The organism is Burkholderia sp. Ap-955 (assembly GCF_011753045.1).
GTDB lineage: Bacteria > Pseudomonadota > Gammaproteobacteria > Burkholderiales > Burkholderiaceae > Burkholderia > Burkholderia lata_D.
This window is the reverse complement of sequence record NZ_VWWH01000085.1, coordinates 1-24,684: the sequence shown is the minus strand read 5'-3', so window position 1 is coordinate 24,684 and position 24,684 is coordinate 1. Positions and strand designations below refer to the sequence as shown.

The window sequence follows — 24,684 nt, the reverse complement described above, 5'->3', positions numbered from 1 at the left end:
GAACACGTCCGTCGCTTCAACGGCACACTTTCATCGCATCGCCGCCGAGCCCCTGTCAGCGTGCTGACAGGGTCCGCTTGCTAACATGGGCGATCCGCCCAACCGCCACGCGCCGCCCGCCCGATGCCCCCGCCCTCCGCCGCCACCTCACCTGCATCGCCTGCAGGCGATGCGCCGCCGCCCGGCGTCCTCGCGCTGTTCATCGCGTTCTCGCAGATCGGCCTGACCAGCTTCGGCGGCGGGCTCAGCGGGCGGATGATGCGCGACTTCGTGTACGAGCGGCGCTGGCTCGACGAGGAGGCGTTCCTCAACGGCCTCGCGCTGTCGCAGGCGCTGCCGGGCGTCAACGTGAAGAACCTCGCGATCTGGATCGGCTACCGGCTCGCCGGATGGCGCGGCGCGGTGGCCGGCTTCACCGGCATCATCGCGCCGCCCGCCGTGCTGATCGTGCTGTTCGGCGTCGCATTCTCGACCCTCACGCGCTTTCCGCTCACGCATGTCGCGCTCGCCGGCGCGGCAGCCGCGGCGATCGGGCTGTCGATCTCGATGGCGATCACGGCGGTGCGTCGATTGCCGCGCCGCGCGCTGCCGTTCGCGGTGATGGCGCTCACCTTCGTGTCGGTGGCCGTGCTGCACTGGCCGCTCGTGTGGACCGTGCTGGTCGGCGGCACGCTGAGCGTCGCGCTCGAATACCGCCGCGCGGCCGCGACGCCAGCCGGGAGCGACACGCGATGACCGCATCGCAACGCTACGCCGCGCTGTTCGGCGTGTTCGCGCCGCTGTCGATCGCAACGATCGGCGGCGGACAAGCGATCATCGCCGACATCCAGCGGCAGGTCGTCGACGTGCATCACTGGATGACCGCCACGCAATTCGTGAACGACTTCGCGATCGCGCGGATGGCGCCGGGCCCCGGCTCGCTGCTGGCCACACTGATCGGCTGGCAGGTGGCCGGCTTCTGGGGCGCGGTGATCGCGACGCTCGCGCTGTTCGGCCCGACGGCGTTCCTGATCTATGGCGTCGCGCATCTGTGGCGGCGGCACCAGGGGGCGCGCTGGCAGATCGCGCTCGAGGCCGGCCTGCGCCCGGTCGCGGCCGGCATGATCCTCGCGTCGGTGTGGGTGCTGCTGCAGGCGCTCGACGGCGGCTGGGCCGCGCGCGCGATCGCGGTTGCGTCGACGCTGTGCGTGATTTACACGCGCATTCACGCGCTGCTGCTGATCGCGATCGGCGCGCTGTTGCTCGTCGGCGTGCACGCGCTCGGCATGTGATGCACGGCAACGCGGCACACGACGGCGGCCGCGAACGACGCAACCGATACCTGCACAACGACTCGAGCGCGTCCGCACGCTTTTCACCGCTTGCGCACCCCGCTCGCACAACCCATCGCCTAGACGCCGCGAAACGCCGGCGCGCGCCGCTCCGCGAACGCGCGCAGCCCTTCGTCGAAGTCGCCTCCGTCGCAAGCCTGCCGGCGCAACTCGGCGATCCGTTCGAACGCATCGGCCGGCAACGGCCGCGCGTCCTGCAGCACGCGCAATTGCTCCTTCACGGCGTGCACCGCGAGCGGCGCCTTCGCGGCGATCGTGCGCGCGACGTCGAGCGCCGCATCGTCGACACCACCCGCGTCGGCCAGCCGGTTCACGAGCCCGTGATGCGCGGCGCGCTCCGCATCGAGCGGCTGCGCGCAGAAGAACATCTCCTTCAGCACGTGGATCGGCAGGTTGTCGTAGAAGCGCAGCAGGCCGCTCGTCGAATACGGCAGGCCGATGTTCGCGGGCGTCATCGCGAAACGCGCATCGCGCGCCGCGACCACCAGGTCGCAGCTCATCACGAGATCGACCGCCCCGCCCCACGCCGAACCCGACACCGCTGCGATCACCGCGCCCGGATAGGTTCGCACGCGCCGCAGCGCCCGTTCGAGCGGCTTGCCGTATGCGAGCGGATCGCGATCGTCGGCCAGTTCGCGCAGGTCGTGCCCCGCGCTCCACACGTCGCCGCTGCCGTCGTTCGACAGGATCACGACGGGCGGCGGACGATGTTCGGCCAGCGCGTCGAGGCGCGCGACGAGCGCATCGAGCAACGGTGCGTCGAGCGCATGCCGTCGCGCCGGATTCGCGAACCGCACGCGCGCGATCCGTTCTCCGACCCTGTCGACCGTCACGTTCGACGCGCCTTCGTGTTTCGTCGTGTCGCTCATTGCACGGCCTCCGCCACGGCTTGCGCCTGGAAGATCGCGCGCTCGGCCAGCAGCGTATCGATCGCATCGTCGCCGTAGCCGGCTTCGCGCAGTACGTCGACCGTATGCTCGCCGAGCAGCGGCGGCGCATGACGCGTGCGCGGCGCCGGCATCTCGTCGCCCATCCCGCCGAGCGGCGTGACGACCTGGCGCAGCGTGCCGAGCGTCGGATGCGCGACCGGCTCGACCAGCCCGCAATGCGCGAGCTGCGGATCGGCGAACACTTCGTCGAGCGTGTTGATCGGCCCGGCCGGCAGCCCGGCGTCGACGAAACGCTGCGTCCATTCGCGCTTGCCGCACGTGCGCAGCCGGCTTTCGAGCAACGCTTTCAGTTCGTCGCGGTGCGCGACGCGCGCATCGTTGGTCGCGAAGCGCGGATCGCTCGGCAGCTCGGGGAGGTCCAGCAACTGGCACAGCCGCAGCCACATGTCGGTCGTGATCGGCGCGAGGTTGAGCGGCCCGTCGGCCGTCTCGAACACGCCATACGGCGCGATCACCGCATGCGCATTGCCGGTGCGCCGCGGCACGTCGCCGAGGCTCAGGTAGCGTTGCCCGTGCACGCTCAGCAGCGAAACGAGGCTTTCGAGCAGCGACGTGCCGACATGCTGTCCGCGCCCGGTGCGCTCACGCTCGTACAGCGCCGCCATCACGCCGGTCGCGACCCACATCCCCGAGCTGAGATCGCCGATCGCGGTGCCCGTGCGCGTCGGCTCGCCGTCGGGAAAACCGGTGAGGCTCATCAGCCCCGCATAGCCCTGCGCGATCTGGTCGAAGCCCGGCCAGTCGCGCAACGGGCCGCGCGGGCCGAACGCGGTGACGCTGCCCATCACGAGCCGCGGATCGTGCTCACTCAGCGCGGCATAGCCGAGCCCCATCGCGTCCATCGTGCCCGCCTTGAAATTCTCGATCACGACGTCGGCCTGCGCGATCAGCCGGCGCACGACGTCGAGGCCGGTCGGCTGCCGGAAATCCACGCAGATGCCGCGCTTGTTGCGGTTGCAGGACAGGTAGTACGTGCTCACGCCGCGATCGAACGGCCCCCATGCGCGGCTCATGTCGCCGTGCGGCCCCGACTCGACCTTGATCACGTCGGCGCCGAGATCGGCGAGCACCATCGAGCAGAACGGCCCCGACAGCGCGCGGCTCAGATCGACGACCCTGATTCCTTGTAATGCCTGCATTCCGGACTCCTGATATTGATGACTGGGTGTGGCTGGATGCCGAGCGTTCGCGGCGTGCCGCTCATTCGGGCAGCGTCTGGTGACGCGTTTCGACCGCGAACGGCAGGATCAGGATGCCGAGCCCGAACACGGCCGCGGTCCAGGCGACCGGCACGCCGAGCGATCCGTAGCCGTGTATCGCGGCGCCGAGCAGGAAGTTCACGCCCGCGCCGATGAAGCGGCCGACCGACGCGTTGAACGCGAACGCGGTGGCCCGCACGCGCGTCGGGTACTGCTCGGGCAGCCACAGCGAGAAGATCGCGAAATTGCCGCCGAAGAAACCGAGGAACGCGAGCGACACCATGAACGCCGCAAGCCCGTTCGGCTGGTAGAACGCCCAGCCGAACGCGAACACGATCGATGCGGCCATGCCCGCGAAATACACGCCGAGCGCCGTGCGCCGGCCGAGCCGCTCGGAGAGCCACGGCGCAACCAGGCAGCCGGCGATCGTCGCGCACGACAGGATCGCCGCGCCGATCGATGCAAGCCGCATCGCGCCGATGTGATCGATGCCCGCCCGCGCCGCCAGCGTGCTGACCGCGCTCGCCTCGTACACGGAACCGGCCCACAGCCCGACGATGGCGACGCCGACGAGGCTCGCGCTCGTGAGCGTGCGCCGCAGGAAGGCCGGCGCGAAGATCTCGCGCAGCGGATGCGCACGCCGAGCGTCGGCCACGTCGCCGTCGCGTGCATCATGCCGGCGCCACTGGCCGGGCTCCTTCACGCGCATCACGGTGAACACCGCGAGCAGCGCAGGCGCGAGGCCGCACAGGAACATCGCGCGCCAGCCGTAGGTCGCGCCGATCGTGTAGTTCAGGCACGCCGCGATGAAGAAGCCGAAGTAGTAGCCCGTCTGCAGGTAGCCCGCGCCCATCTTGCGGCGGTCTTCCGGCCAGCTCTCGGCGACGTAGGTGCCCGCGAGCGCCCATTCGCCGCCGACGCCGATCCCGGCGATCAGCCGGCACGCGGCCAGCGCCCACACGTCGTGCACGAACGCGGCTGCGCCGGTGAACACCGAGTAGATCAGGATGCTCGCGGCGAGCGTGCGCACGCGGCCGAAGCGGTCGGCGAGCGGCCCCCAGATGAACGACAGCCCCCAGCCGATCAGGAACAGCGCGAACAGGATCGAGCCGTACATCCCGAGATTCGCGGGCGTCGCCGCGATGCCGGACGCCGGCAGCAGCTCGGTCAGCGCCGGAATCAGCACCAGCGCGTAGATCACCGAATCCACGCCGTCGAGCACCCAGCCCGCATACACGGCCCAGAATCCCTTGACCTGCTCGCGTGTGAGCGGCGTGCGCCGCGGCTTCGCGCCGGCCGCCGGCGCGTCGATCGCCTTGAACATCTTCGTCTCCTTGCCGGCGGGGCCGGCGCTTTTGCCGCGTCCGGTCCGGGATGGCCGGGAGGCTGGCTCTTTTGTGAGACGAGTATAGAAACACCATCGATCGGGGAAAAATATGATATTCATCTTGCTCGATCGGATTCGCTTATGGTTCGAATCGGGAGGAGCGGCGATGGACTTGAGGCAGTTGCGCTATTTCGTGAAGGTCGTCGAATGCGGCAACGTCACGCATGCGAGCGAGGCGCTGCATGTCGCGCAGCCGGCGGTCAGCCAGCAGATGCGCAATCTCGAACAGGATCTCGGGATGCAACTCCTCGAACGCAGCGTGCGCGGCGTTGCGCCGACCGCCGCCGGCCGCACGCTGTACCAGCACGCGCTCGAGTTACTCCGCCAGGCCGACGGCACGCGCGAGCTGCTGCGCCGCGACGCCGACACGCCGCAGGGCCGCGTGACGGTCGGCATGCCGTCGAGCACCGCGCGCGTGCTGGCCATCCCGCTCGCCCGCGCGGTGCGCGACCGCTATCCGGGCATCATGCTGGAGCTGATCGAGGCGCCGAGCGCCGATCTCGACACGCTGCTCGAACGCACCCGGCTCGATCTCGCGATCGTCGTCGACGCGGTCGACACACGCGGCATCGCGGTCCACCGGCTGCTGACGGAAACGCTGTACCTGATCACGTGGCCCGGGTTCCCGGTGCCGGACGATCCCGTGCCGCTCGACGCGATCGCGCAGATGCCGCTCGTGCTGCCGAGCGCGCCGAACACGATCCGCAACCGCGTCGACTGGGCGATGCGCGAGGCCGGGCTGTCATACGAGATCAGCTTCGAGGCGAGCTCGACCGGGCTGCTGTTCGCGGCCGTGATGGCGCAGCTCGGCGTGACGATCCTGCCGTGGACGGCCGCGCACGTCGAGATCGAGGAGCGCAAGCTCAAGCTGTCGACGGTCGCGCACCGGCTGTTCGCGCGCGACCTGTCGCTGTGCTGGCACGATACGGCGCTCGTCAGCAACGCGGTGCAGAAGGTGAAAGCGGAGATCGTCCGGCTGTTCGACACGCTCGGGCAGCGGCCCGAGTGGGCTGCCGGGCAGGCCGACGGTGCGTGATCGGGGCGCCGCGTGCGTTGCGCCTTCCTTGTGTTGCGAAGGCGCGCGTACTAAGCTCCGTTCATCCTGGGTACCGCTGACACCCTCACTTCTCCTCGCCGCTCGGTATAAGCGTCGGGGGAAGGAGGCCGTTCGTGTCCCCGCTCCAGTCTGCCTGGCTTCTGCTGGGCGTCAGTGTCATCGCCGAAGTGCTCGGCTCCGTCGGACTGAAATACTCCGCCGGATTCTCCCGCCCGCTCCCCTCCGCACTCACCGTCGTCTGTTACGCATGCGCGGTCTGGCTGATGGCGCTCGCGACGAAGCGCCTCGAAATGGGGCTCGCCTATGCGAGCTGGGCCGCCGCCAGCACCGCGGCCACGGCCGTGATCGGTATCGTCTGCTTCGATGAATCGGTGTCGTCGCTGAAGCTCGCCGGCATCGCGCTGACCGTCTGTGCGCTGGTCGCGCTCAACCTCGGGGAAGCGGCTACGCACTGATCGTGACCGCCGCCGGTTGACGGCACACAGGCGCCGGGGGGCATTGACAACCTCCCCCGGCGCCCCTTAACGTTGCTCGCATCCTAACCGTCACCGGTTCAGCTTAAGAGGTTGTCGGCCCGCTCGTGCTCGACACCTCTGCCTTCATCGAAGGCCTGCTGCTTGGCGCCGGACTGTTCACGTCCGTCGGACCCAAGGACGCTTTCGTCATCAAGCGCTCGATCTCGAGCCCCCATCTGCTTTCCATCGCCCTCGTCTGCGCAGGCAGCGACGCGCTGCTGATCGCACTCGGCGCGCACGGGTTGTCGTCGTTGCTGTCGCGATATCCGGGCGTGGTATCGGCCGCGCTGTGGGCCGGCATCGCGTATCTCGCCGGCTATGGCCTGCTCGCGCTGCGCTCGGCGATCCGGCGACGACAGCCGGAGCACGTCGACGGTCCGCGCACGGGCAGCGAACTCACACGCTCGCGCACGGTGCTCGCAACCGCCGCCGTCTCGCTGCTCAATCCGTATGCGTGGATCGACACGGTGCTGCTGCTCGGCACCGTGATCGTGAGCCACTCGCCGGCCACACGCGCACCGTTTGCGATCGGCGCGATGACCGCTTCGCTCGCGTGGTTCCTGATGCTCACGTATGGCGCCCGCGCATGCCGTGCATGGTTCGCCCGCACGCTCGCATGGCGTGTGCTCGATTGCTTCGTCGCGGCGATGATGCTCGGCTTCGCGGTGCGTTTCGCGATCGACGCGCTACAGGCGTCGGTGGCCCGATAACGTGCGAAACACGTTGCGCGCACCGGCATGCAGCTCGAAGCCGATGCCCGGCGCCTGCGGCACGCGTGCGTATCCGGCGTCGACGCTTGCGCCATCGGCCAGTCCGCTGAACGGATGAAACGCGAACGGACTGACTTCCGCACCGCCAAGCCCGAGCGCCGCGACGACGTGCAGCGAGAACAGGTGGCCGCCATGCGGCCAGAACGCATCGCGCCGCCAGCCGCGCGATGCAAAGTGTTCGACGATCTGCAGATAGCCCGGCAGCCCGTAGCCATGCACCGGATCGAATACGAGCACGTCGCGCTCGGGCCGCAGGCCGCCGTAGCGGTCGAGCAGCTTCGCTTCCGCGAGCGAGAACAGCGCCTCGCCGGCCGCGATCGGCGGTGCGTAGCGCGTGGCGATGTCCGCCTGCAGCGGCAGGTCGAGCGGATCGCAGATGTCCTCGAACCACCAGAGATCGAACGGCGCGAGCATCGCGGCGGCCGCGCCGACGGTCGCCGCGTCGTACGTGTTCATCGCGTCGACCGCGAGGTGCGAACTGTCCGCTAATTGCGTGGCGGCCGCTTCGATGCGCCTGCGGTCCTGATCGAAGTCCGCGCCGCCGATCTTGATCTTCGCGTGCGTGTAGCCGAGATCGGCGATACGGCGCATCTCGTCCGACAGACGCACGAGATCGTCATGCGGATAGCGGTAGCCGCCGCCGGCGTACACACGCACGCTTGGGGCGGCCGTGCGTCCAAGTCGGTCGGCGAGAAAGCGAGCGAGCGGCACATCGGCGATCTTCGCGGCAGCATCCCAGATCGCCATGTCGAGCGTGCCGACTGCGACGCATCGTTCTCCGTGCCCACCCGGCTTCTCGCCGGCCATCATCGCGCGCCATGCGCGGAACGGGTCGAGGTTCGTGCCGGCTTCGTCGGCGAGCGTGTCGGCCGCGGCCAGCAGGCGCGGCGCGAACCGTTCGCGAATCAGGCCGCCCTGCGCGAAACGGCCGATCGACGCGTAGCCGTAGCCTGTCACCGGGCGGCCATCGCGCACGACATCGGTGGTGACCGCGACAATGCTCGTCGTCAGGCCGCCGGACGGGATCGCCGGATCGGCGTAGCGGGACACGGGAATCGCTTGTTCGTGGATCGCGGTGATGCGCATGGTCGGGGGTTCCGAAGGTGACGGCCGAGGCGCTGGCGCACGAGGTACGCGATGCGGCCGGAACGATGGGCGAACCGCTGCATCATAGGCGCTGTCGCTGCAGGCTGCAGGCGAGCACTACCGTGGCGGACGATCACGCTGCAGCCGCTGCATGAGCGCGGAATTCCGAACCGGAACGCGTTCTATTGAGCCGGAATCCTCCGCTTGCCCTCCCGGCTCCGGGAACCGGGAAGGGATCGGGCGACGAAGGGATGCGTCGATCGGGTCGACCGGCCCGCTCAGGCAAAGACGAAGTACTTGCGCACCGTTTCCACCACTTCCCACGTGCCTTTCATGCCGGGTTCGATCACGAACACGTCGCCGGCCTTCAGGTGCACCGCCTCCTCGCCTTCCGGCGTGATGATGCAGTAGCCGTCGAGGAAGTGGCAGTACTCCCACTTTTCGTAGTTCACCTCGAACTTGCCCGGCGTGCAGATCCAGGTGCCCATGATCTTGCTGCCGTCCTTCGAGAGGTAGGCGTTCAGGTTCACGGTGTGCGGATCGCCGCCGATGCGCTTCCACTTGGTCGCATCAAGGACGGGGGTCGGGCAGGTTTCGCGCAGAACGGTGATGAAATCGGACATGTCGGCTCCAGACTAACGATCGTATGAGAGGCCTGTCACGTTAGTTCGAAAGCGTCGTGGGGACTTGTATGCTTCCGACGCGGACTCGTCTATTTTCGACACTGGCCTGCGGGCGGGCACTCCGCTTCGGCAGTTATTCAATTGTCCGGTTGAGGATCGGCATAATGCCAAATGACCATCCCCCACGCTGTGCGCTGCGGCCCCGGCATGGGCGCTCCGGCCTCGACATGAACCGAATCCTTCACGGCTGGGCTTTGCCAGTAACCGGTGCGCGGACAAGGCTCTCCGGGCAGCACCCGTAGCCGCGGTTGCGCGACCGGCTTGGGGATGTACGTTTCCTCCTCCGCCGGAATGCTGCCATCCTGGTAACGCTTGTCTTCCCACAGCAGCCGCCAGCGCACCATCTGTTCGTCGTTGGACCCTTCCAGCAGGTACTTGTGGGCAACACTGCCTCTGAGGAAGTAGCTCGGACAGCCCACCTTGCCGGACGGTAACCATGGCTCCCAGATACCCTCGACTGGAATCTCCTGATCGCTGTATATCTCGCCGCTTGCGGATTCGTTCTTGGGCGGACAGGGCGGAAGCGATGCGGGATAGCTGCGACCAGGTGGCCAATATCGCCAAGCCGGAAGGGGCGCATTTTCGAACATGGATTCATAGGTCCAGTGCTCGAAAACGCGGGTTCCGCCATCCTCACGTGTTCCGTATGCAAGCATCCCGATATAACCGAATCCGACCGAGCACTTGAGCGCCAGACAGCTCAACTCTTCAATCCACGCCCCTTCCGCATACCCCGTTGCATATTCGAAATCGGAATATCTCGTATCCCTCACGCCAAGCGCGTGGAAAAACGGGTCGTATGTTCGACCGATCTCGTGCGCACTCCGCCCGAACAAAAGCTCGCCCCCCTTCTCGCTACCGGTGATGATCGCACCGTAAGCCGATCGCTTGTCGGCACCTTGCCGCAACGTCTCAATGCCTTGACCCATCCTCACCAACGCATTCAGGAAATCGCTGACATACGCAGCCTCCAATTCCGCCTGATTGGGGCTCGGCGTATCCAATTGCCTGGCGTACGCGTGAAGAAAATCCCTGAACAGATCAACTGCATGATTGAGGAACGTAACGCTTGTCCATTTCTTGAGCAGGTAAAACGCTTTGGCGCGCGCATCCAGCTCCTGCTCAGGAGTCATGGTCAGAGTATTCAGCATCGTGGGTTCTGTTTTTCCGTCAATTGTTTGCCAGCGTCGGCTACCGCTGCTTGATCGAGCGCCGGTGCGGGAGTAAAAATCTCAGGATTCGAGCGGGAGGCCAATGTAAATCGCCCACGCCAGTTCGATAAGTCTCTCCTCCACGTTACCTGCCTTGACTCCCGGAATGTCTTCGAGAAGCAGCAGGATGCAGTCAATGAGAGCTGCTCGCGAGAAGCCGGGGCCGAAGCCTTCGCGAACTGCCATAGCCAGATCGCGAATCTGTTCGATGGTAAGCGGCGGAAAATCGTCGTGTTGTGAATATCGTCCATGCGACAACTATCCGGCCGATCCGGCAGTCAACACGACGGCGCCCATTTGCCATCAGTCAATTGCGCCCCTCCACCGCTAGCGAGGAAAAGGGCCGAAGCGTCTCCTCTCGGGGCAGTTCTGCAGGAGCGTTACCGGCAAGTCCGTAAACTTCGATTCCACTTAATAAACCGGCGCACGCGTAAATAAAGATTCCTGCCGGCCGATCATCCGGACCAAAAACAAAGTCTCCGAGAACATGCACCCCGACCCCGGGCGGAGCAGGCCGTCTGCCCCGAATCTAAAAATTGATGCTCGCGCAACCACATGGACAGCGCCATGGCATGACCTCGGCTTCCGCGAGTTGCTCAAGAAACGCTTGCGCCTCCGGTTCGCCGTGCATCAGCATCCAGCGAGCAAGCGACATCTCGAAAGCTGACAGTGGGCGGTTCATTTTCGGTTCCCAGGCAGTTCAATCTGGCTACGCGTCAGGCATCGTGGCCAGGTTGCCGCGACACCGTTGTTTCCGATGAAGACAAAGCCGGTGAAGGCACGATCCGCGATCCGGATATACCCCTTCCCGACGTTCTCGGCAATGAAATCGAGCGCCGGCTCCATCGGCAAAAGATCGCCGACCTTCCGGTGGACGTGGATGACGAAATCATCGGCTCCGATCGTGGAGAGCATTTTTCGCAGCAAGTCGCGATCGACGACGCCATGCCGAAAGAGGTGTATCCATTCGCACTTGACGAGATCGATCTGTGGATAGTGCTTGAGAACCAGCGAATGAACACGCCTCGGATTCATGTCGCTCCTTTGTGCGAACGGTCATTCATTACGCATGATGACCTCTCCGGAGCCATATCGGAAGACTCGTCTTCGACAGGTCCATACATGTCGAGATCGAGATTAATGCCCCTCGATCCTAATGCGAGCAGAGATGCAGCCGAAATCGAATCGCCATCGTTCCATCTGCCCATGAAGAGGCCGCAAAATACATCGGCCTTGTAGCGAGTCGTGATTGCCAGCCACACTTTCTCAGGCGGGCCATGCACACCTCCCGATTTATTCCGGCTATCCCGCCGCAAGCCCTGTTCGTCTTGGCCTCTTGGGGCACCGGCCGATTGAAGGGATCGGAATGCAATTGTCGCCGACCGAGCCAACCCTGCTGAAGCCGGGAGTTTCCCGGTCGCACACAACCGCCCCAGCATCGAGCGACACCAGTCTCGCTGCCACCTCCCAAAACCTCCCCCTTGCCATCCCCACCCGAACCCCTGTAGAATTGCGCGTTCTGCGGGCGTCGTATAATGGCCATTACCTCAGCTTCCCAAGCTGATGACGTGGGTTCGATTCCCATCGCCCGCTCCACTTTCCGGCTGCATCGCAGCCTGCGCATGAGCCGCCTCGTCGAAGGCGGCTTTTTTGTACCATGTGCCGGTTCCCCCGGCGCACTGCTGCGCGCAACGGGCCCTCGCCCGCAACCGAGCCTTTCTCTGTCACCGATGATGCACGACGATCCGAACGAAGGCGGCCTGCCGCCGCACGACGACGCCATTCCCGATGAAGCCGCCGAAGGCGCCGACGCAGTCAATCCGCTGCACCACCGCCGCATCCGCAGCTTCGTGACGCGCGCCGGCCGCGTGTCGACCGGCCAGCGCCGCGCGATGGACGAACTCGGCCCGCGCTTCGTGGTGCCGTATGCGCCGGAAGTGCCCGACTGGAACGCCGTGTTCGGCCGCAGCGCACCGCGCATCCTCGAGATCGGCTTCGGCATGGGCGCATCGACCGCGGAAATCGCCGCGAACCGCCCCGGCGACGACTTCCTCGGCGTCGAGGTGCACGAGCCGGGCGTCGGCGCGCTGCTGAAGCTGATCGGCGAACAGGATCTGCCGAACATCCGCATCATCCAGCACGACGCGGTCGAAGTGCTCGAGCACATGCTCGCGCCGGAAAGCCTCGACGGCGTCCACATCTTCTTCCCCGACCCGTGGCACAAGGCGCGCCACCACAAGCGCCGGCTGATCCAGCCGCCGCTCGTCGCGCATCTTGCGTCGCGCCTGAAGCCCGGTGCGTACATTCACTGCGCGACCGACTGGCAGAACTACGCGGAACAGATGCTCGACGTGCTCGGCGCGGAGCCGACGCTCGAAAACACGGCCGCCGACTACGCGCCGCGCCCCGACTACCGCCCGGTGACGAAGTTCGAACGGCGCGGGCTGCGGCTCGGCCACGGCGTGTGGGACCTGGTGTTCCGCAAGCGCGCAGCCTGAGCCCCCTGGCTGCGGCGGCACACGCCGCCCTGCTCCGGACAAGAAAAAGCCCGAGCGGCCTGCGCCGATCGGGCTTTTTTTCATGGAAGCGCGCCCGCCTTCGTGTTCGCGTCACGCCCAGTTCAGCCAGCCGCTGTACCCGACCAGCAGCACGAACAGCCCGAACGCGATCCGGTACCACGCGAACACCGTGAAATCGTGCGTCGCGACGTAGCGCAGCAGCCAGCGCACGCACACGAACGCGCTGACGAATGCCGCGACGAGGCCGAGCGCGAACAGGCCGAGCGAATCGACGGTGAACGCCTGCCAGTCCTTGACGGTTTCATAGAGCGTCGCGCCGAAGATGATCGGGATCGCGAGGAAAAACGAAAATTCGGTGGCGACGCGCCGGTCGAGACCGAACAGCATCCCGCCGATGATCGTCGAGCCCGAGCGCGACATGCCGGGAATCAGCGCAAAACACTGCGCGATACCGACCTTCAGCGCATCGAGCGGCGTCAGCGCATCGACCGACACCACGCGCGGCGGCTCGCTGCGCTCGCGCTGCCGCGCCTCGGCCCACAGGATGATCGCGCCGCCCACGACGAGCGCGAACGCGACGGGGACCGGCGAGAACAGCACGGCCTTGATCTTCTTCTCGAACAGGAGGCCGAGTGCGATCGCGGGAATCGTCGCGATCACGACGTTCAGCGTGAAGCGCCGCGCGTCGGGCCGGCTCGGCAGCCCGGACACGATGGACGCGATCCGTTGCCGGTATTCCCAGCACACCGCGAGGATCGCGCCGAACTGGATCACGACGTCGAACGTCTTCGCGTGTGAATCGTTGAAATTCAGGAAGCTGCCCGCGACGATCAGGTGACCGGTGCTCGACACCGGCAGGAATTCCGTCAGCCCCTCGACGACGCCGAGGATCAAAGCCTTGCAGATCAGGATCCAGTCCATCCGTGGCCCAACTCCGAAATGGTCGAATGAATGGGCCACTCTTCCACGCGCGGCCCCCCTCCGGCCGAGCGCGGTGCGTCGTCATTTTTCGACGATCGCCACGCGTATGCCGTTTGTAAGAATCGTAATTGTACCGGGTTCGTAATTCACCCCGGCAAACTGCAGTTGTTCGGGCTTGAACGTGTAGATCGGATAGTTGGTCAGCAACTGCGTCGCGAGCAGGCCGGCGGCCGCGCCGACCTGCTGCGCGTACATCTGCGCATCGCCGTCGAGCGCGAGGCTGTCGACGGCCGGCGACCTCAGCACGACCGAGCGGCTCGGCGCGTCGTAAGCCAGCTGGCCCGACACGGTGAACTTGCCGCTGACGGGCGCGCGCAGGAACGGGCTCACGAAGTGCGCGTCGAGTTGCACGGCCACGCGGTTCTGGTCGGGAAGCAGGTTGACGGCCGGGTTCGCGAGCGATACGTCGACGACCTGCGCGACCGTCTTCTGGTACGGGAACTTGCGCGCGACGGCTTTCTGCACGTCACCGCGCGAGAACGTGTAGTGATCGGGGATGAACGGGAACGTCGACGCGCACGCGGCAAGCGAGAGCGTCACGCCGATGGCGCCGACGGTTGCAGTAAGAAAACGGCGCCGGCCGGGCGCGCAAGATGCGGTCATGCTGAACACTCTCCTGGTTGCGACGGCCGCGTCGCGGCCTCGAGACGCGTGAGCCACGCGAGCGCGTCGTCGCGCGACGCGCCGCACATGTCCGCGGCCGGCTGCAGCCCGGAACAGCACGCGGGCCGCTCGGGGCGGCCGAAGATCCGGCAGCGCAGGTCGTCGCCGAGCTGCACGCAGCGCACGCCGGCCGGCTTGCCGTCGGGCATGCCCGGAATCGGGCTGGAAATCGACGGCGCGATGCAGCACGCGCCGCAGCCCTCGCGGCACGCATGCGGCGGCGGGACGGCTGACGCCGGGCGGACAGGCAATTCGACGGACACTCGGCTCTCTCGAACGAACAACAAAAAACGGTGCGGCAACCGGACGCGGTGCCGGCAGCCCCACCCCGCATTGTGCCATCGCCGGCTGCGACGTTATTACACAATGCAGCCGAATCGCGCGTTTATATACTCGAAAGCATCTAAAAAAGCGCGAGACCATCATGCGTTCCGGTTCTGCCGACACATTGTTCCGTCCCGATTTGCTCGCGAAATACGGCGCGAACGGGCCGCGCTATACGTCGTACCCCACCGCGCTGCAGTTCCGCGACGATTTCGACCCCGCCGACTATGCGCGCGCGGCAAGCGACCCCGGCGCGTCGTCGAGCGAGCTGTCGCTGTACTTCCACATCCCGTTCTGCAACACCGCATGCTTCTACTGCGGCTGCAACAAGATCGCGACCAACAACCACCGCCGCGCGCGCCCGTACCTCGACCAGCTCAAGCGCGAGATGGCGCTGCAGGCCGCATTGTTCGATCCCGCGCGCCCGGTCACGCAGTTGCATTGGGGCGGCGGCACGCCCACCTTCCTGTCCGACGACGAAACAGCCGAGCTGATGGCGGCCACCCGCGAGCACTTCATGCTCGCGCCGGATGCCGACGCCGAATTCTCGATCGAGATCGACCCGCGCACGGTCACGCCCGCGACGCTCGTCCACCTGCGCAACATCGGCTTCAACCGGCTGAGCCTCGGCGTGCAGGATTTCGATCCGGTCGTGCAGCAGGCGATCAACCGCATCCAGCCGCTGGCGATGACGGCCGACCTGCTCTCCGCCGCGCGCACGACGGGCTTTCATTCGGTGAGCGTCGACCTGATCTACGGGCTGCCGCACCAGACCGTGTCCGTGTTCGCGCGCACGCTGGAAACGATCATCGAACTCGCACCCGACCGGCTGTCGGTGTTCGGCTACGCGCACATGCCGCACCTGTTCAAGATGCAGCGGCAGATCGACGACGCGACGCTGCCGCTGCCGGAAACGCGCATCGCGCTGCTCGGCCTCGCGATCGACATGCTGACGTCGGCCGGCTACGTGTACATCGGGATGGATCACTTCGCGCGGCCGTCCGACGAGCTTGTGCGGGCGCAGAAGAACGGCACGCTGCAGCGCAATTTCCAGGGCTACAGCACGCGCGCGGATACCGATCTCGTCGGTTTCGGCGTGTCGTCGATCGGCAAGGTCGGCGACGTCTACGCGCAGAACGCGAAGGACCTGCCCGCCTACGGCGCCGCGCTCGACGCGGGCCGGCTGCCGATCGCGCGCGGCGTGCGGCTCACGCCCGACGACCGGCTGCGCCGCGACGTGATCACGCAGCTGATGTGCAACCTCGACCTGCCGTTCTCGCACGTCGAGGCCGCGCACGGCATCCGCTTCGCCGACCATTTCGCGCGCGAACTCGACGCGCTGCGCCCGTTCGAGCGCGACGGGCTGCTGACGATCGCGGCCGACCGCCTGACGATCCATCCGGCCGGCCGGATGGTCGTGCGCAACATCGCGATGGCATTCGACGCGTATCTCGGCCAGACGCCGCAGCAGCGCTACTCGCGCACGGTCTGAGCCCGACGGGCCCGGCCGGCCGCACGCGGGCGGCCGGTTTGATACAGTGTGGGGCTTACGCCCCGCCAGATTCCGCACGATGCGCACCACCAAAGCGACCCACGCGGTCGAACGCCTGAAGACCCGCTCCGGCAACCCGCAATTCGCGGCCGTCGCGATGGCGGGCGGCCTGTTCTATCTCGTCGACCGCTCCGGCGGCACCGCCGAGAAGCGCTGCGAGCCGCTGCCGCTCGACGAGTTCGTCAAGTTCGTCGACGAATTCGGCCCCAAAAAACCGCGCAAGGCGAGCAAGCTCGACCTCGCGTTCGAGGCGCAGATCAAGAAGAGCAAGGGGTAAAGGTCTGTTGCAGGCCGCCTGAAGGCTTCGCGGCCGCCCCGTTTGGTACAATCACGAAGTTTCTCTTTCCCCGCTGATGGCCGACGAGGCTGCGTGACCACACCATGAATATCGAAAACGCGCGTTTCAACATGATCGAACAACAGATCCGGCCGTGGGACGTGCTGGATCTCGACGTCCTGGGCCTGCTGTCGATCGTCAAGCGTGAAAACTACGTTCCGGCCGAATACCGCGATCTCGCGTTCGCCGACCTCGAACTGCCGCTGCCCGGCGGCAACAGCAAGATGCTGTTCCCGCGCGTCGAAGCGCGCGTGCTGCAGGAGCTGACGGTCAAGAAGCACGAGAACGTGCTCGTGATCGGCGCCGGCTCGGGCTACCTGGCTGCGCTGTTCGCGCACCGCGCGCAGCACGTGACGGCCGTCGAGATCGACCCGACCAACGCGAAGTTCGCGGAAGACAACCTGCGCAACGACGGCGTGACCAACGCGGAAGTCGTGCTCGGCGACGGTTCGCGCGGCTGGGCCGGCAAGGCGCCGTATGACGTGATCTGCGTCGCGGGCGGCCTGCCCGTCGTGCCGCAGGAAATGCTCGAACAGCTGAAGGTCGGCGGCCGCCTCGCGGCATTCGTCGGGGGCCGTCCGGTGATGAAGGCGCAGATCATCACGCGCATCGACGACAAGCAGTACCGCGTCGCCGACGTATTCGAAACGTACATCGACCACCTCGTCAACGCGATCGAGCCGTCGCGCTTCAAGTTCTGAGCAGCGGAGCCACCATGCAGATCCTGACGGCCGCGATGCTCGCGGAATGGCTCGGCGACAAGGCGCGCCCCGCGCCGGTCGTGCTCGACGTGCGCGAACCGTGGGAAATCGCGACCGCGCATATCGCCGGCAGCGTGTCGATCCCGATGCAGCAGATTCCCGCGCGCAGCGAAGAGCTCGACGACGAAGCGGAAATCGTCTGCGTGTGCCATCACGGGATGCGCAGCGCGCAGGTCGCGATGTTCCTCGAATCACGCGGCTTCACGAAGCTGTACAACCTGCAAGGCGGGATCGACGCGTGGTCGCGCGACGTCGATCCGTCCGTACCGCGTTACTGATCCTGCCCGCGGCGCATCACGCGCCGCCTCGCCGATCGGCACCGTGCCGACGGCCGCACTGATCCCCCGAACGGGCACGCATTCGCGTGCCCGTTTCTCTTTTCTGCTCCGGTCAATCACCTCAACGGCACTGCGCCGCGCCCGCACCCTGCCCGCGTGGTGCGAAGTCATGGTGCACGACGATTCCCGCACCGCGTGCAGGTGCAGGCACCGGAACGGGGAACCCCGACCGTGCACCATTTGCGCCCGTGAACCTGCACCGCGACGGACCGCGCATGCTGCACGACGCGTCATGCGCACCGTCCCGACGCCCCGCACCGTCCCGCGCAGGCACGCCGGACGTGCATCCGCACGACTGGCACATGCCTTGCGTTACTCGTTGGCCGACGCCTTCAAGGCGCACGCATATCCAACACGACAAGGGGATCCCGATGAAACGTCGCAGTCTGTTGAAGTTCGGTTCGATGGCCGGCGCACTCGCGCTCGCGGGCAAGAGCCCGTTCGTACACGCGGCTGACGCGGGCACCGGCCCGATCAAGGTCGGCATCCTGCACTCGCTGTCGGGCACGATGGCGATCTCGGAGACGTCGCTGAAGGACACCGCGTTGATGACGATCGCCGACATCAACAAGAGCGGCGGCGTGATGGGCCGCAAGCTCGAGCCCGTGGTGGTCGATCCCGCGTCGAACTGGCCGCTGTTCGCGGAGAAGGCGCGCCAGCTGCTCACGCAGGACAAGGTCGCGTGCGTGTTCGGCTGCTGGACGTCGGTGTCGCGCAAGTCGGTGCTGCCGGTGTTCGAGGAACTGAACGGCCTCCTCTACTATCCGGTGCAGTACGAAGGCGAGGAAATGTCGCGCAACGTGTTCTATACGGGCGCCGCGCCGAACCAGCAGGCGATCCCGGCCGTCGAGTACCTGATGGGCGCGGAAGGCGGCGGCGCGAAGCGCTTCTTCCTGCTCGGTACCGACTACGTGTATCCGCGCACGACCAACAAGATCCTGCGCGCGTTCCTGAAATCGAAGGGCGTGAAGGACGCCGATATTCAGGAGGTCTACACGCCGTTCGGCCATAGCGACTATCAGACCATCGTCGCGAACATCAAGAACTTCTCGCAAGGCGGCAAGACGACCGTGATCTCGACGATCAACGGCGACTCGAACGTACCGTTCTACAAGGAGCTCGGCAACCAGGGGATCAAGGCGACCGACGTGCCGGTCGTCGCGTTCTCGGTCGGCGAGGAAGAGCTGCGCGGGATCGACACAAAGCCGCTCGTCGGCCACCTCGCCGCGTGGAACTACTTCATGTCGGTGAAGAATCCGACCAATACGAAGTTCAAGGACCAGTTCGCCGCGTGGGTGAAGGCGAACAACCTGCCGGGCGGCGCGAAGCGCGTGACCAACGACCCGATGGAAGCGACCTACGTCGGCATCCACATGTGGAAGCAGGCCGTCGAGAAGGCGAAGAGCACCGACGTCGACAAGGTGCGCGTCGCGATGATCGGCCAGACGGTGGCCGCACCGTCGGGCTTCACGCTCGCGATGGACGGCAACCATCACCTGCACAAGCCGGTGATGATCGGCGAAATTCGCGGCGACGGGCAGTTCAACGTGGTGTGGAAGACCAAGACCGCGGTACGCGCGCAACCGTGGAGCCCGTTCATCGCGGGCAACCAGGGCAAGCCGGACATCGTCAGCTCGATCCCGGCCTTCCTGCGCCGGCAGCGCGCGGCGCTCGCCTGATGCAGGGCGGCACGTCGCGCTTCACGCGCGACGTGCCGCTCGCACGCCGACGCCGAACCCGATGCGCCGGCCGCGCTTGCCGTGACGAACCGCATACGCCCGCGCATCGCCGCCCGCATCCGCTTCCCCACGCCCGACAGGATTTCCCGATGCCTACACGCTTTCGCCGAGCCGCCGCCGCGATCGTCGCGTGCGCTGCCCTCGCGGGCGGGTTGCCGCACGCCGCGTTCGCGCTGACGGCCACCGATACCGCCGCGCTCGCCGGCGACGACTTCGACGCGAAGACGGCCGCGATCGAACGGCTCGCCGCCGACGCCGATCCGCGCGCCGTCGCGCTGCTCAACGCGCTGTCGACCGGCGACGCGCTCGCCACCGGCGACGGCCGCCTGCTGATCCAGACCGGCGACACCGCACACGACGCGCTCACGCAGGCCGCGACGCCGGCCGGCGACGCGCAGCCCGTGATGCTGAACAACCTGCTGCGCACGAAGATCACGGGCGCGCTGTCGGGGCTCGCGCTCGCGTCGCCCGACGTCGCCGCACGCCGTGACGCGATCGATGCGTTGCTGAAATCGCCCGACCCGGCGCTCAAGCCGATGATCGACCGCGCGCGTGCAAAGGAAACCGACCCCGCGCTGAAGCGCCGCCTCGACGCGTTGTGGGCGATTGCCGCGCTGCACGATGCCGATCCGGCGAAGCGCCTCGACGCCGTGCAGGTGGTGGCCGCGCGCCAGGACCTCGACATGATCGAGCAGTTGCGCCCGCTCGTCGCGAAGAACGCCGACGGCAGCTACGCGGAACCCGACGCGCGCGTGCGCGACGCCGCGCAGCAGGGTCTCGACACGCTGCACGCGTTGCAGCGTCGCGGCGAGATCGTCGGCACCTTGTTCGCGGGCCTGTCGCTCGGCAGCGTGCTGCTGCTCGCCGCGCTCGGCCTCGCGATCACGTACGGGCTGATCGGCGTGATCAACATGGCGCACGGCGAATTCCTGATGATCGGTGCGTACGCAACCTATGTCGTGCAGACGCTGATCCAGCGCTACGCGCCCGGCGCGTTCGACTGGTATCCGCTCGTCGCGGTGCCGGTGTCGTTCGTGACGGCCGCGCTCGTCGGCATCGTGCTCGAACGGCTCGTGCTGCGACACCTGTACGGCCGCCCGCTCGAGACGCTGCTCGCCACCTTCGGCGTGAGCCTGATCCTGATCCAGGCAACGCGGATGCTGTTCGGCGCGCAGAACGTGCAGGTCGTGAACCCGTCGTGGATGAGCGGCGGCGTGACCGTGATGCAGAACCTGATCCTGCCGTACAACCGGCTCGCGATCCTCGCCTTCGCGCTCGCAGTCGTATTCGTCGCGTGGGCCGTGCTGACGAAGACGCGGCTCGGCCTGTTCGTGCGCGCCGTCACGCAGAACCGCCGGATGGCCGCGTGCGTCGGCGTGAAGACCGCGCGCGTCGACGCGTATGCATTCGCGTTCGGCGCGGGCATCGCGGGCCTCGGCGGCTGCGCGCTGTCGCAGATCGGCAACGTGGGCCCCGACCTCGGCCAGAACTACATCATCGATTCGTTCATGGCGGTCGTGCTCGGCGGGGTCGGGCAGATCGCCGGCACCGTGCTCGGCGGCTTCGGGCTCGGCCTCGCGAGCAAGGCGATCGAGCCGTTCTGGGGCGCCGTGCTCGCGAAGATCGCGGTGCTCGTGATGATCGTGCTGTTCATCCAGAAACGTCCGCAGGGCATGTTCGCCCCGAAGGGCCGCAGTGCGGAGGCTTGACGTGACTTCATTCACTCACTCGTTGTCCAACCCGGCCGCCGATGCGCCGAAGCCCGCTGCCGCCGCCCGCGCGGAAGAGCGCTTCGCGCTCGGCCTGCCGCCCCGCCCCGCGCTGCTGTCGCGGCGCGCGTGGCTCGCGCTGATCGCGCTGTGCCTCGCGATCGGCATCGGCGTGCCGCTCGCCGCACTCGTCGCGCCCGAGTCGAGCGCGTTCCATCTGTCCGCGTACGCGATGACGCTCACCGGCAAGCTGATGTGCTACGCGATCGCCGCGCTCGCGCTCGATCTCGTGTGGGGCTACTGCGGGATCCTGAGCCTCGGCCACGGGCTGTTCTTCGCGCTCGGCGGCTATGCGATCGGCATGTACCTGATGCGCGAGATCGGCCGCGACGGCAAGTACGGCAGCGACCTGCCCGACTTCATGGTGTTCCTCGACTGGCACCAGTTGCCGTGGTACTGGAGCGGCACGCAGCATCTCGCGTGGGCGCTCGCGCTCGTCGTGCTCGTACCGGCCGTGCTCGCGTGGGTGTTCGGCTTCTTCACGTTCCGTTCACGCGTGAAGGGCGTGTACCTGTCGATCATCACGCAGGCCATGACGTTCGCCGCGATGCTGCTGTTCTATCGCAACGAGACGGGCTTCGGCGGCAACAACGGCTTCACCGACTTCAAGCGCATCGCGGGCTTCGCGATCACGTCGCCCGGCACGCGCACGGTGCTGTTGCTGCTGACGTTCGCGACGCTCGTGCTCGCGTTCATCGCCGCGCGTGCGATCGTCACGAGCAAGCTCGGGCGCGTCGTCACCGCGGTGCGCGACGGCGAGACGCGGCTGATGTTCCTCGGCTACAGCCCGCTCGCATACAAGCTGTTCGTTTGGACCGTGTCGGCCGTGCTGTGCGGCATCGCGGGCGCGCTGTACGTGCCGCAGGTCGGCATCATCACCCCCGGCGAGATGTCGCCCGGCAACTCGATCGAGATGGCGATCTGGGTCGCGGTGGGCGGGCGCGGCACGCTGATCGGGCCGATCGTCGGCGCATTCGCGGTGAACGGCGCGAAGAGCCTGTTTACCGCGTACTTCGCCGAATACTGGCTGTTCTTCCTCGGCCTGATCTTCGTGCTCGTGCCGCTGCTGCTGCCGCGCGGGATCATGGGCCTCGTCGAAACCGTGCTCGCGAAGGGGAAACGCGCATGAACGGAACGGCCCTTTACCAATTCACGCCGCCGCCCGAGGACGAAGGGCGGGCCGTCAGCGGCACCGCGTCGATGGGGCGCGTGGTGCCGCCCGGCATCGACACGTCGCACGGCACGATCCTCTACCTCGAGGATATCGAGGTGAGCTTCGACGGCTTCCGCGCGCTGAAGAAGCTGTCGCTCGCGATCGACGCGGGCGAGCTGCGCTGCGTGATCGGCCCGAACGGCGCGGGCAAGACGACGATGATGGACGTGATCACCGGCAAGACACGTCCCGACGCGGGCAAGGTGTTTCTCGGCCAGACGATCGACCTCGCCCGGATGAACGAGCCCGAGATCGCACGCGCGGGCATCGGCCGCAAGTTCCAGAAGCCGACCGTGTTCGAACAGCATCCGGTATGGGAGAACCTCGAGCTCGCGATGCAGACCGACAAGGGCTGGCTCGCGTCGCTGCGTGCAAAGCTTGATCGCACTGCGCAGACGAAGATCGAGGAGACGCTCGCGCTGATCGGCCTCGAAAGCCAGGCCTTTCGCGCGGCCGGCGAGCTGTCGCACGGGCAGAAGCAGCGGCTCGAAATCGGCATGCTGCTGATGCAGCGCCCCGCGCTGCTGCTGCTCGACGAGCCGGCGGCCGGGATGACCGACCACGAGACGATGGAACTCGCCGAACTGCTGAACACGCTGCGCGGCACCTGCTCGATGATGGTCGTCGAGCACGACATGGAATTCGTCGCGGCGCTCGCGGGCGACACGGGCCGTGTGACGGTGATGGCCGAAGGCGCGGTGCTCGCGCAAGGCACGCTCGACCAGGTCAAGCGCGACGACGCTGTGATCGAGTCTTACCTTGGACGATGATGCGATGCTGAAGATCGATGCACTGAACCAGTACTACGGCGGCAGCCATATCCTGCGCAACGTGAGCCTCGCCGCCGACGACGGCAAGCTCACCGTGCTGCTCGGACGCAACGGCGTCGGCAAGAGCACGCTGCTGCGCTGCCTGATGGGCGTCGTCGCCGCGAAGAGCGGCAGCGTGTCGTGGCGCGGCACGGCGCTCAGCGCGATGCCGCCGTATGCGCGCGTCGCGGCCGGGCTCGCCTACGTGCCGCAGGGCCGCGACATCTTTCCGCGGCTCACCGTCGAGGAAAACCTGCTCGTCGGCGCGGCGAGCCGCAAGGCGCCGTCGAAAGTGCCCGATCGCATCTACGACCTGTTCCCGGTGCTGAAGGACATGCGTGCGCGACGCGGCGGCGACCTGTCGGGCGGCCAGCAGCAGCAGCTCGCGATCGGCCGTGCGCTGATGAGCGAGCCGCAGCTGCTGATCCTCGACGAGCCGACCGAAGGTATCCAGCCGTCGATCATCCAGGACATCGGCCGCACGCTGCGCCAGCTCGTCGACGAATCGAAGATGACCGTGCTGCTCGTCGAACAGTATTACGATTTCGCCCAGTCGATCGCCGACCGCTACTGGGTGATGAGCCGCGGCGAGATCGTCGCGGGCGGCGACGCGCACGAGATGGAAGCGAACGGCGTGCGCGAGCTGATCGCGGTGTAGCCGGGAAGGTGGCTCGGCGCGGCGTCGCCCCCGGCCATCGATTCGGCGCCTCGTCGAACGGCACATGTCGGGCGCGCGCCGGCGAAGCGGCACGGCGCGGGACCGGCGTTGCCACGCGCTGCAACGCGCTGCAACGCGCTGCAACGCGGGTACCGAAGCGTATATTGTTGCGGTAGCATCCTCGTTCCCCGCGCCCATCCCCTGCTTCCCGCCGATGTCCGCCCCCGATTCCCATGCCCCGCTGTCCCGCCCCGCCGTCGCCAAGTCGTGGCGCGGCCGCCTCGAACTCGGCTTCGAGCGGCACGGCGCGCGCACGACGCTCGCGCACCGGCTGCACGACGGCCCGCTGCGCGTGCAGCGGCCGCTGTATCCGGAAGGCGACGCGATCTGCCACGCGGTGATCGTCCACCCGCCGGGCGGCGTCGCGGGCGGCGACCGGCTCGACATCGACATCGCGCTCGGCGACGGTACGCACGCGGTGCTGACGACACCCGGCGCGACCAAGTGGTACAAGTCGAACGGGCTGGACGCGACGCAGCGCATCGGCATTACGGTCGGCGAACACGCGAAACTCGACTGGCTGCCGCAGAACAACCTGTTCTTCGACGCGGCGCATGCTTCGCTCGATTTCACGGTCAAGCTCGGCGCGGGCGCCAGCGCGATCGGCTGGGACGCGACGCAGCTCGGCCGGCAGGCGGCCGGTGAAACCTGGTCGGCGGGCCGCATCGCGTCGACGTCGGCGCTCGTCGCTGCCGACGGCCGGCCGCTGTGGACCGAACGCGCGCTGCTCGATGCGCACGACCCGCTGCGCGGCGCGCTGCAGGGTCTGGCC

At 67.1% G+C, this 24,684-nt stretch carries 27 protein-coding genes and 1 tRNA gene; 17 read left to right on the top strand and 11 right to left on the bottom strand.

What is annotated here, in order from left to right; genetic code table 11:
- The first annotated feature begins 123 nt into the window (after window positions 1-123).
- Entirely contained in the window at window positions 124-735 is a 612-nt protein-coding gene (locus F3J15_RS30230; RefSeq protein WP_166895836.1) for a chromate transporter, read from the top strand.
- Window positions 732-1,271, top strand: a complete 540-nt coding sequence (locus tag F3J15_RS30225) for a chromate transporter (RefSeq protein ID WP_069247348.1) — start codon at window positions 732-734, stop codon at window positions 1,269-1,271. Before F3J15_RS30230 ends, F3J15_RS30225 begins: the two co-directional genes overlap by 4 nt.
- Window positions 1,272-1,390: 119 nt before the next feature.
- Here F3J15_RS30225 and scpB read toward each other — a convergent pair whose 3' ends face one another.
- The 3 genes from scpB to F3J15_RS30210 form a co-directional block, all read right to left on the bottom strand.
- Complete coding sequence (gene scpB / locus F3J15_RS30220; RefSeq protein WP_166895834.1) at window positions 1,391-2,200, bottom strand: methylmalonyl-CoA decarboxylase; 810 nt, start codon at window positions 2,198-2,200, stop codon at window positions 1,391-1,393.
- The gene (locus tag F3J15_RS30215; protein ID WP_166895832.1) at window positions 2,197-3,420 is read right to left on the bottom strand and encodes a CaiB/BaiF CoA-transferase family protein; all 1,224 of its coding nucleotides are present in this window, start codon (window positions 3,418-3,420) and stop codon (window positions 2,197-2,199) included. The genes scpB and F3J15_RS30215 overlap by 4 nt, the downstream gene beginning before the upstream one ends.
- 61 nt (window positions 3,421-3,481) lie before the next feature.
- On the bottom strand, window positions 3,482-4,804 hold the full coding sequence (locus tag F3J15_RS30210; protein ID WP_069247345.1) for an MFS transporter: 1,323 nt from the start codon (window positions 4,802-4,804) through the stop codon (window positions 3,482-3,484).
- 169 nt (window positions 4,805-4,973) lie between these two features.
- Here F3J15_RS30210 and F3J15_RS30205 point away from each other — a divergent pair, with 169 nt between their 5' ends.
- The 3 genes from F3J15_RS30205 to F3J15_RS30195 all read left to right on the top strand — a co-directional run bounded on the left by F3J15_RS30205 (window position 4,974) and on the right by F3J15_RS30195 (window position 7,149).
- Window positions 4,974-5,903, top strand: coding sequence for a LysR substrate-binding domain-containing protein (locus F3J15_RS30205; RefSeq protein ID WP_166895830.1), 930 nt, complete (start codon window positions 4,974-4,976; stop codon window positions 5,901-5,903).
- Between the two features lie 134 nt (window positions 5,904-6,037).
- Window positions 6,038-6,379 (top strand): SMR family transporter, encoded by a 342-nt coding sequence (locus F3J15_RS30200; protein ID WP_166895828.1) that lies wholly within the window; start codon window positions 6,038-6,040, stop codon window positions 6,377-6,379.
- A gap of 125 nt (window positions 6,380-6,504) precedes the next feature.
- Window positions 6,505-7,149, top strand: a complete 645-nt coding sequence (locus F3J15_RS30195) for a LysE family transporter (protein WP_166895826.1) — start codon at window positions 6,505-6,507, stop codon at window positions 7,147-7,149.
- Here the strand turns inward: F3J15_RS30195 and F3J15_RS30190 are convergent.
- From F3J15_RS30190 to F3J15_RS30170, 5 genes are all read right to left on the bottom strand, one after another.
- Window positions 7,126-8,295 carry a mandelate racemase/muconate lactonizing enzyme family protein gene (locus F3J15_RS30190; RefSeq protein WP_166895824.1) on the bottom strand — a complete coding sequence of 390 codons (1,170 nt, stop codon included), beginning with the start codon at window positions 8,293-8,295 and terminating at the stop codon, window positions 7,126-7,128. The genes F3J15_RS30195 and F3J15_RS30190 overlap by 24 nt on opposite strands.
- 278 nt (window positions 8,296-8,573) lie before the next feature.
- Window positions 8,574-8,918 (bottom strand): cupin domain-containing protein, encoded by a 345-nt coding sequence (locus F3J15_RS30185; protein WP_006752094.1) that lies wholly within the window; start codon window positions 8,916-8,918, stop codon window positions 8,574-8,576.
- Window positions 8,919-9,055: 137 nt separating this feature from the next.
- Window positions 9,056-10,129 (bottom strand): Imm72 family immunity protein, encoded by a 1,074-nt coding sequence (locus F3J15_RS30180; protein WP_166895822.1) that lies wholly within the window; start codon window positions 10,127-10,129, stop codon window positions 9,056-9,058.
- Window positions 10,130-10,210: 81 nt separating this feature from the next.
- Window positions 10,211-10,375 carry a hypothetical protein gene (locus F3J15_RS30175; RefSeq protein WP_240159186.1) on the bottom strand — a complete coding sequence of 55 codons (165 nt, stop codon included), beginning with the start codon at window positions 10,373-10,375 and terminating at the stop codon, window positions 10,211-10,213.
- A 492-nt stretch (window positions 10,376-10,867) separates the two neighbouring features.
- Window positions 10,868-11,224, bottom strand: coding sequence for a hypothetical protein (locus F3J15_RS30170; protein ID WP_166895818.1), 357 nt, complete (start codon window positions 11,222-11,224; stop codon window positions 10,868-10,870).
- A gap of 486 nt (window positions 11,225-11,710) precedes the next feature.
- On the opposite strand from F3J15_RS30170, the gene F3J15_RS30165 reads away from it, so the two are divergent.
- Together F3J15_RS30165 and trmB are read left to right on the top strand one after the other, a co-directional pair.
- Window positions 11,711-11,785: transfer RNA gene (locus F3J15_RS30165), tRNA-Gly, on the top strand.
- Window positions 11,786-11,919: 134 nt separating this feature from the next.
- Window positions 11,920-12,687 (top strand): tRNA (guanosine(46)-N7)-methyltransferase TrmB, encoded by a 768-nt coding sequence (gene trmB / locus F3J15_RS30160; RefSeq protein WP_166895846.1) that lies wholly within the window; start codon window positions 11,920-11,922, stop codon window positions 12,685-12,687.
- Window positions 12,688-12,798: 111 nt separating this feature from the next.
- Here trmB and F3J15_RS30155 read toward each other — a convergent pair whose 3' ends face one another.
- From F3J15_RS30155 to F3J15_RS30145, 3 genes are all read right to left on the bottom strand, one after another.
- Window positions 12,799-13,629: an undecaprenyl-diphosphate phosphatase gene (locus F3J15_RS30155; protein WP_046545097.1), complete on the bottom strand. Its 831-nt coding sequence runs from the start codon at window positions 13,627-13,629 to the stop codon at window positions 12,799-12,801.
- 81 nt (window positions 13,630-13,710) lie between these two features.
- Window positions 13,711-14,292 carry a DUF1439 domain-containing protein gene (locus F3J15_RS30150; RefSeq protein ID WP_166895816.1) on the bottom strand — a complete coding sequence of 194 codons (582 nt, stop codon included), beginning with the start codon at window positions 14,290-14,292 and terminating at the stop codon, window positions 13,711-13,713.
- Window positions 14,289-14,603: a YkgJ family cysteine cluster protein gene (locus tag F3J15_RS30145; protein WP_069249234.1), complete on the bottom strand. Its 315-nt coding sequence runs from the start codon at window positions 14,601-14,603 to the stop codon at window positions 14,289-14,291. Before F3J15_RS30145 ends, F3J15_RS30150 begins: the two co-directional genes overlap by 4 nt.
- A gap of 173 nt (window positions 14,604-14,776) precedes the next feature.
- Here F3J15_RS30145 and hemN point away from each other — a divergent pair, with 173 nt between their 5' ends.
- The 10 genes from hemN to F3J15_RS30095 form a co-directional block, all read left to right on the top strand.
- Window positions 14,777-16,168, top strand: a complete 1,392-nt coding sequence (hemN, locus tag F3J15_RS30140) for an oxygen-independent coproporphyrinogen III oxidase (RefSeq protein ID WP_166895814.1) — start codon at window positions 14,777-14,779, stop codon at window positions 16,166-16,168.
- A gap of 79 nt (window positions 16,169-16,247) precedes the next feature.
- Complete coding sequence (locus F3J15_RS30135; protein WP_006488573.1) at window positions 16,248-16,505, top strand: hypothetical protein; 258 nt, start codon at window positions 16,248-16,250, stop codon at window positions 16,503-16,505.
- Window positions 16,506-16,609: 104 nt separating this feature from the next.
- Entirely contained in the window at window positions 16,610-17,266 is a 657-nt protein-coding gene (locus tag F3J15_RS30130; protein WP_069247335.1) for a protein-L-isoaspartate O-methyltransferase, read from the top strand.
- Window positions 17,267-17,280: 14 nt separating this feature from the next.
- Entirely contained in the window at window positions 17,281-17,604 is a 324-nt protein-coding gene (locus tag F3J15_RS30125) for a rhodanese-like domain-containing protein (protein ID WP_011351193.1), read from the top strand.
- A gap of 431 nt (window positions 17,605-18,035) precedes the next feature.
- Window positions 18,036-19,343 (top strand): urea ABC transporter substrate-binding protein, encoded by a 1,308-nt coding sequence (urtA, locus tag F3J15_RS30120; protein ID WP_166895812.1) that lies wholly within the window; start codon window positions 18,036-18,038, stop codon window positions 19,341-19,343.
- Window positions 19,344-19,492: 149 nt separating this feature from the next.
- The gene (gene urtB / locus F3J15_RS30115; RefSeq protein WP_166895810.1) at window positions 19,493-21,112 is read left to right on the top strand and encodes an urea ABC transporter permease subunit UrtB; all 1,620 of its coding nucleotides are present in this window, start codon (window positions 19,493-19,495) and stop codon (window positions 21,110-21,112) included.
- Window position 21,113: 1 nt separating this feature from the next.
- Entirely contained in the window at window positions 21,114-22,301 is a 1,188-nt protein-coding gene (urtC, locus tag F3J15_RS30110; protein WP_166895808.1) for an urea ABC transporter permease subunit UrtC, read from the top strand.
- Entirely contained in the window at window positions 22,298-23,155 is an 858-nt protein-coding gene (urtD, locus tag F3J15_RS30105; protein ID WP_166895806.1) for an urea ABC transporter ATP-binding protein UrtD, read from the top strand. The genes urtC and urtD overlap by 4 nt, the downstream gene beginning before the upstream one ends.
- 4 nt (window positions 23,156-23,159) lie before the next feature.
- A complete protein-coding gene (gene urtE / locus F3J15_RS30100; RefSeq protein ID WP_166895804.1) occupies window positions 23,160-23,852 on the top strand; it encodes an urea ABC transporter ATP-binding subunit UrtE in 693 nt (230 codons plus the stop codon).
- Between the two features lie 214 nt (window positions 23,853-24,066).
- Window positions 24,067-24,684: urease accessory protein UreD (locus F3J15_RS30095; protein WP_205191067.1), on the top strand; the 618-nt coding region annotated here is incomplete at its 3' end.

Bases quoted from the DNA above. Each gene is read 5' to 3' on its own strand.
- F3J15_RS30230 (WP_166895836.1), top strand. From the start codon at position 124: ATGCCCCCGCCCTCCGCCGCCACCTCACCTGCATCGCCTGCAGGCGAT.
- F3J15_RS30225 (WP_069247348.1), top strand. From the start codon at position 732: ATGACCGCATCGCAACGCTACGCCGCGCTGTTCGGCGTGTTCGCGCCG.
- scpB (WP_166895834.1), bottom strand. From the start codon at position 2,200: ATGAGCGACACGACGAAACACGAAGGCGCGTCGAACGTGACGGTCGAC.
- F3J15_RS30215 (WP_166895832.1), bottom strand. From the start codon at position 3,420: ATGCAGGCATTACAAGGAATCAGGGTCGTCGATCTGAGCCGCGCGCTG.
- F3J15_RS30210 (WP_069247345.1), bottom strand. From the start codon at position 4,804: ATGTTCAAGGCGATCGACGCGCCGGCGGCCGGCGCGAAGCCGCGGCGC.
- F3J15_RS30205 (WP_166895830.1), top strand. From the start codon at position 4,974: ATGGACTTGAGGCAGTTGCGCTATTTCGTGAAGGTCGTCGAATGCGGC.
- F3J15_RS30190 (WP_166895824.1), bottom strand. From the start codon at position 8,295: ATGCGCATCACCGCGATCCACGAACAAGCGATTCCCGTGTCCCGCTAC.
- F3J15_RS30185 (WP_006752094.1), bottom strand. From the start codon at position 8,918: ATGTCCGATTTCATCACCGTTCTGCGCGAAACCTGCCCGACCCCCGTC.
- F3J15_RS30180 (WP_166895822.1), bottom strand. From the start codon at position 10,129: ATGCTGAATACTCTGACCATGACTCCTGAGCAGGAGCTGGATGCGCGC.
- F3J15_RS30175 (WP_240159186.1), bottom strand. From the start codon at position 10,375: ATGGCAGTTCGCGAAGGCTTCGGCCCCGGCTTCTCGCGAGCAGCTCTC.
- F3J15_RS30170 (WP_166895818.1), bottom strand. From the start codon at position 11,224: ATGAATCCGAGGCGTGTTCATTCGCTGGTTCTCAAGCACTATCCACAG.
- trmB (WP_166895846.1), top strand. From the start codon at position 11,920: ATGATGCACGACGATCCGAACGAAGGCGGCCTGCCGCCGCACGACGAC.
- F3J15_RS30155 (WP_046545097.1), bottom strand. From the start codon at position 13,629: ATGGACTGGATCCTGATCTGCAAGGCTTTGATCCTCGGCGTCGTCGAG.
- F3J15_RS30150 (WP_166895816.1), bottom strand. From the start codon at position 14,292: ATGACCGCATCTTGCGCGCCCGGCCGGCGCCGTTTTCTTACTGCAACC.
- hemN (WP_166895814.1), top strand. From the start codon at position 14,777: ATGCGTTCCGGTTCTGCCGACACATTGTTCCGTCCCGATTTGCTCGCG.
- F3J15_RS30135 (WP_006488573.1), top strand. From the start codon at position 16,248: ATGCGCACCACCAAAGCGACCCACGCGGTCGAACGCCTGAAGACCCGC.
- F3J15_RS30130 (WP_069247335.1), top strand. From the start codon at position 16,610: ATGAATATCGAAAACGCGCGTTTCAACATGATCGAACAACAGATCCGG.
- F3J15_RS30125 (WP_011351193.1), top strand. From the start codon at position 17,281: ATGCAGATCCTGACGGCCGCGATGCTCGCGGAATGGCTCGGCGACAAG.
- urtA (WP_166895812.1), top strand. From the start codon at position 18,036: ATGAAACGTCGCAGTCTGTTGAAGTTCGGTTCGATGGCCGGCGCACTC.
- urtB (WP_166895810.1), top strand. From the start codon at position 19,493: ATGCCTACACGCTTTCGCCGAGCCGCCGCCGCGATCGTCGCGTGCGCT.
- urtD (WP_166895806.1), top strand. From the start codon at position 22,298: ATGAACGGAACGGCCCTTTACCAATTCACGCCGCCGCCCGAGGACGAA.
- urtE (WP_166895804.1), top strand. From the start codon at position 23,160: ATGCTGAAGATCGATGCACTGAACCAGTACTACGGCGGCAGCCATATC.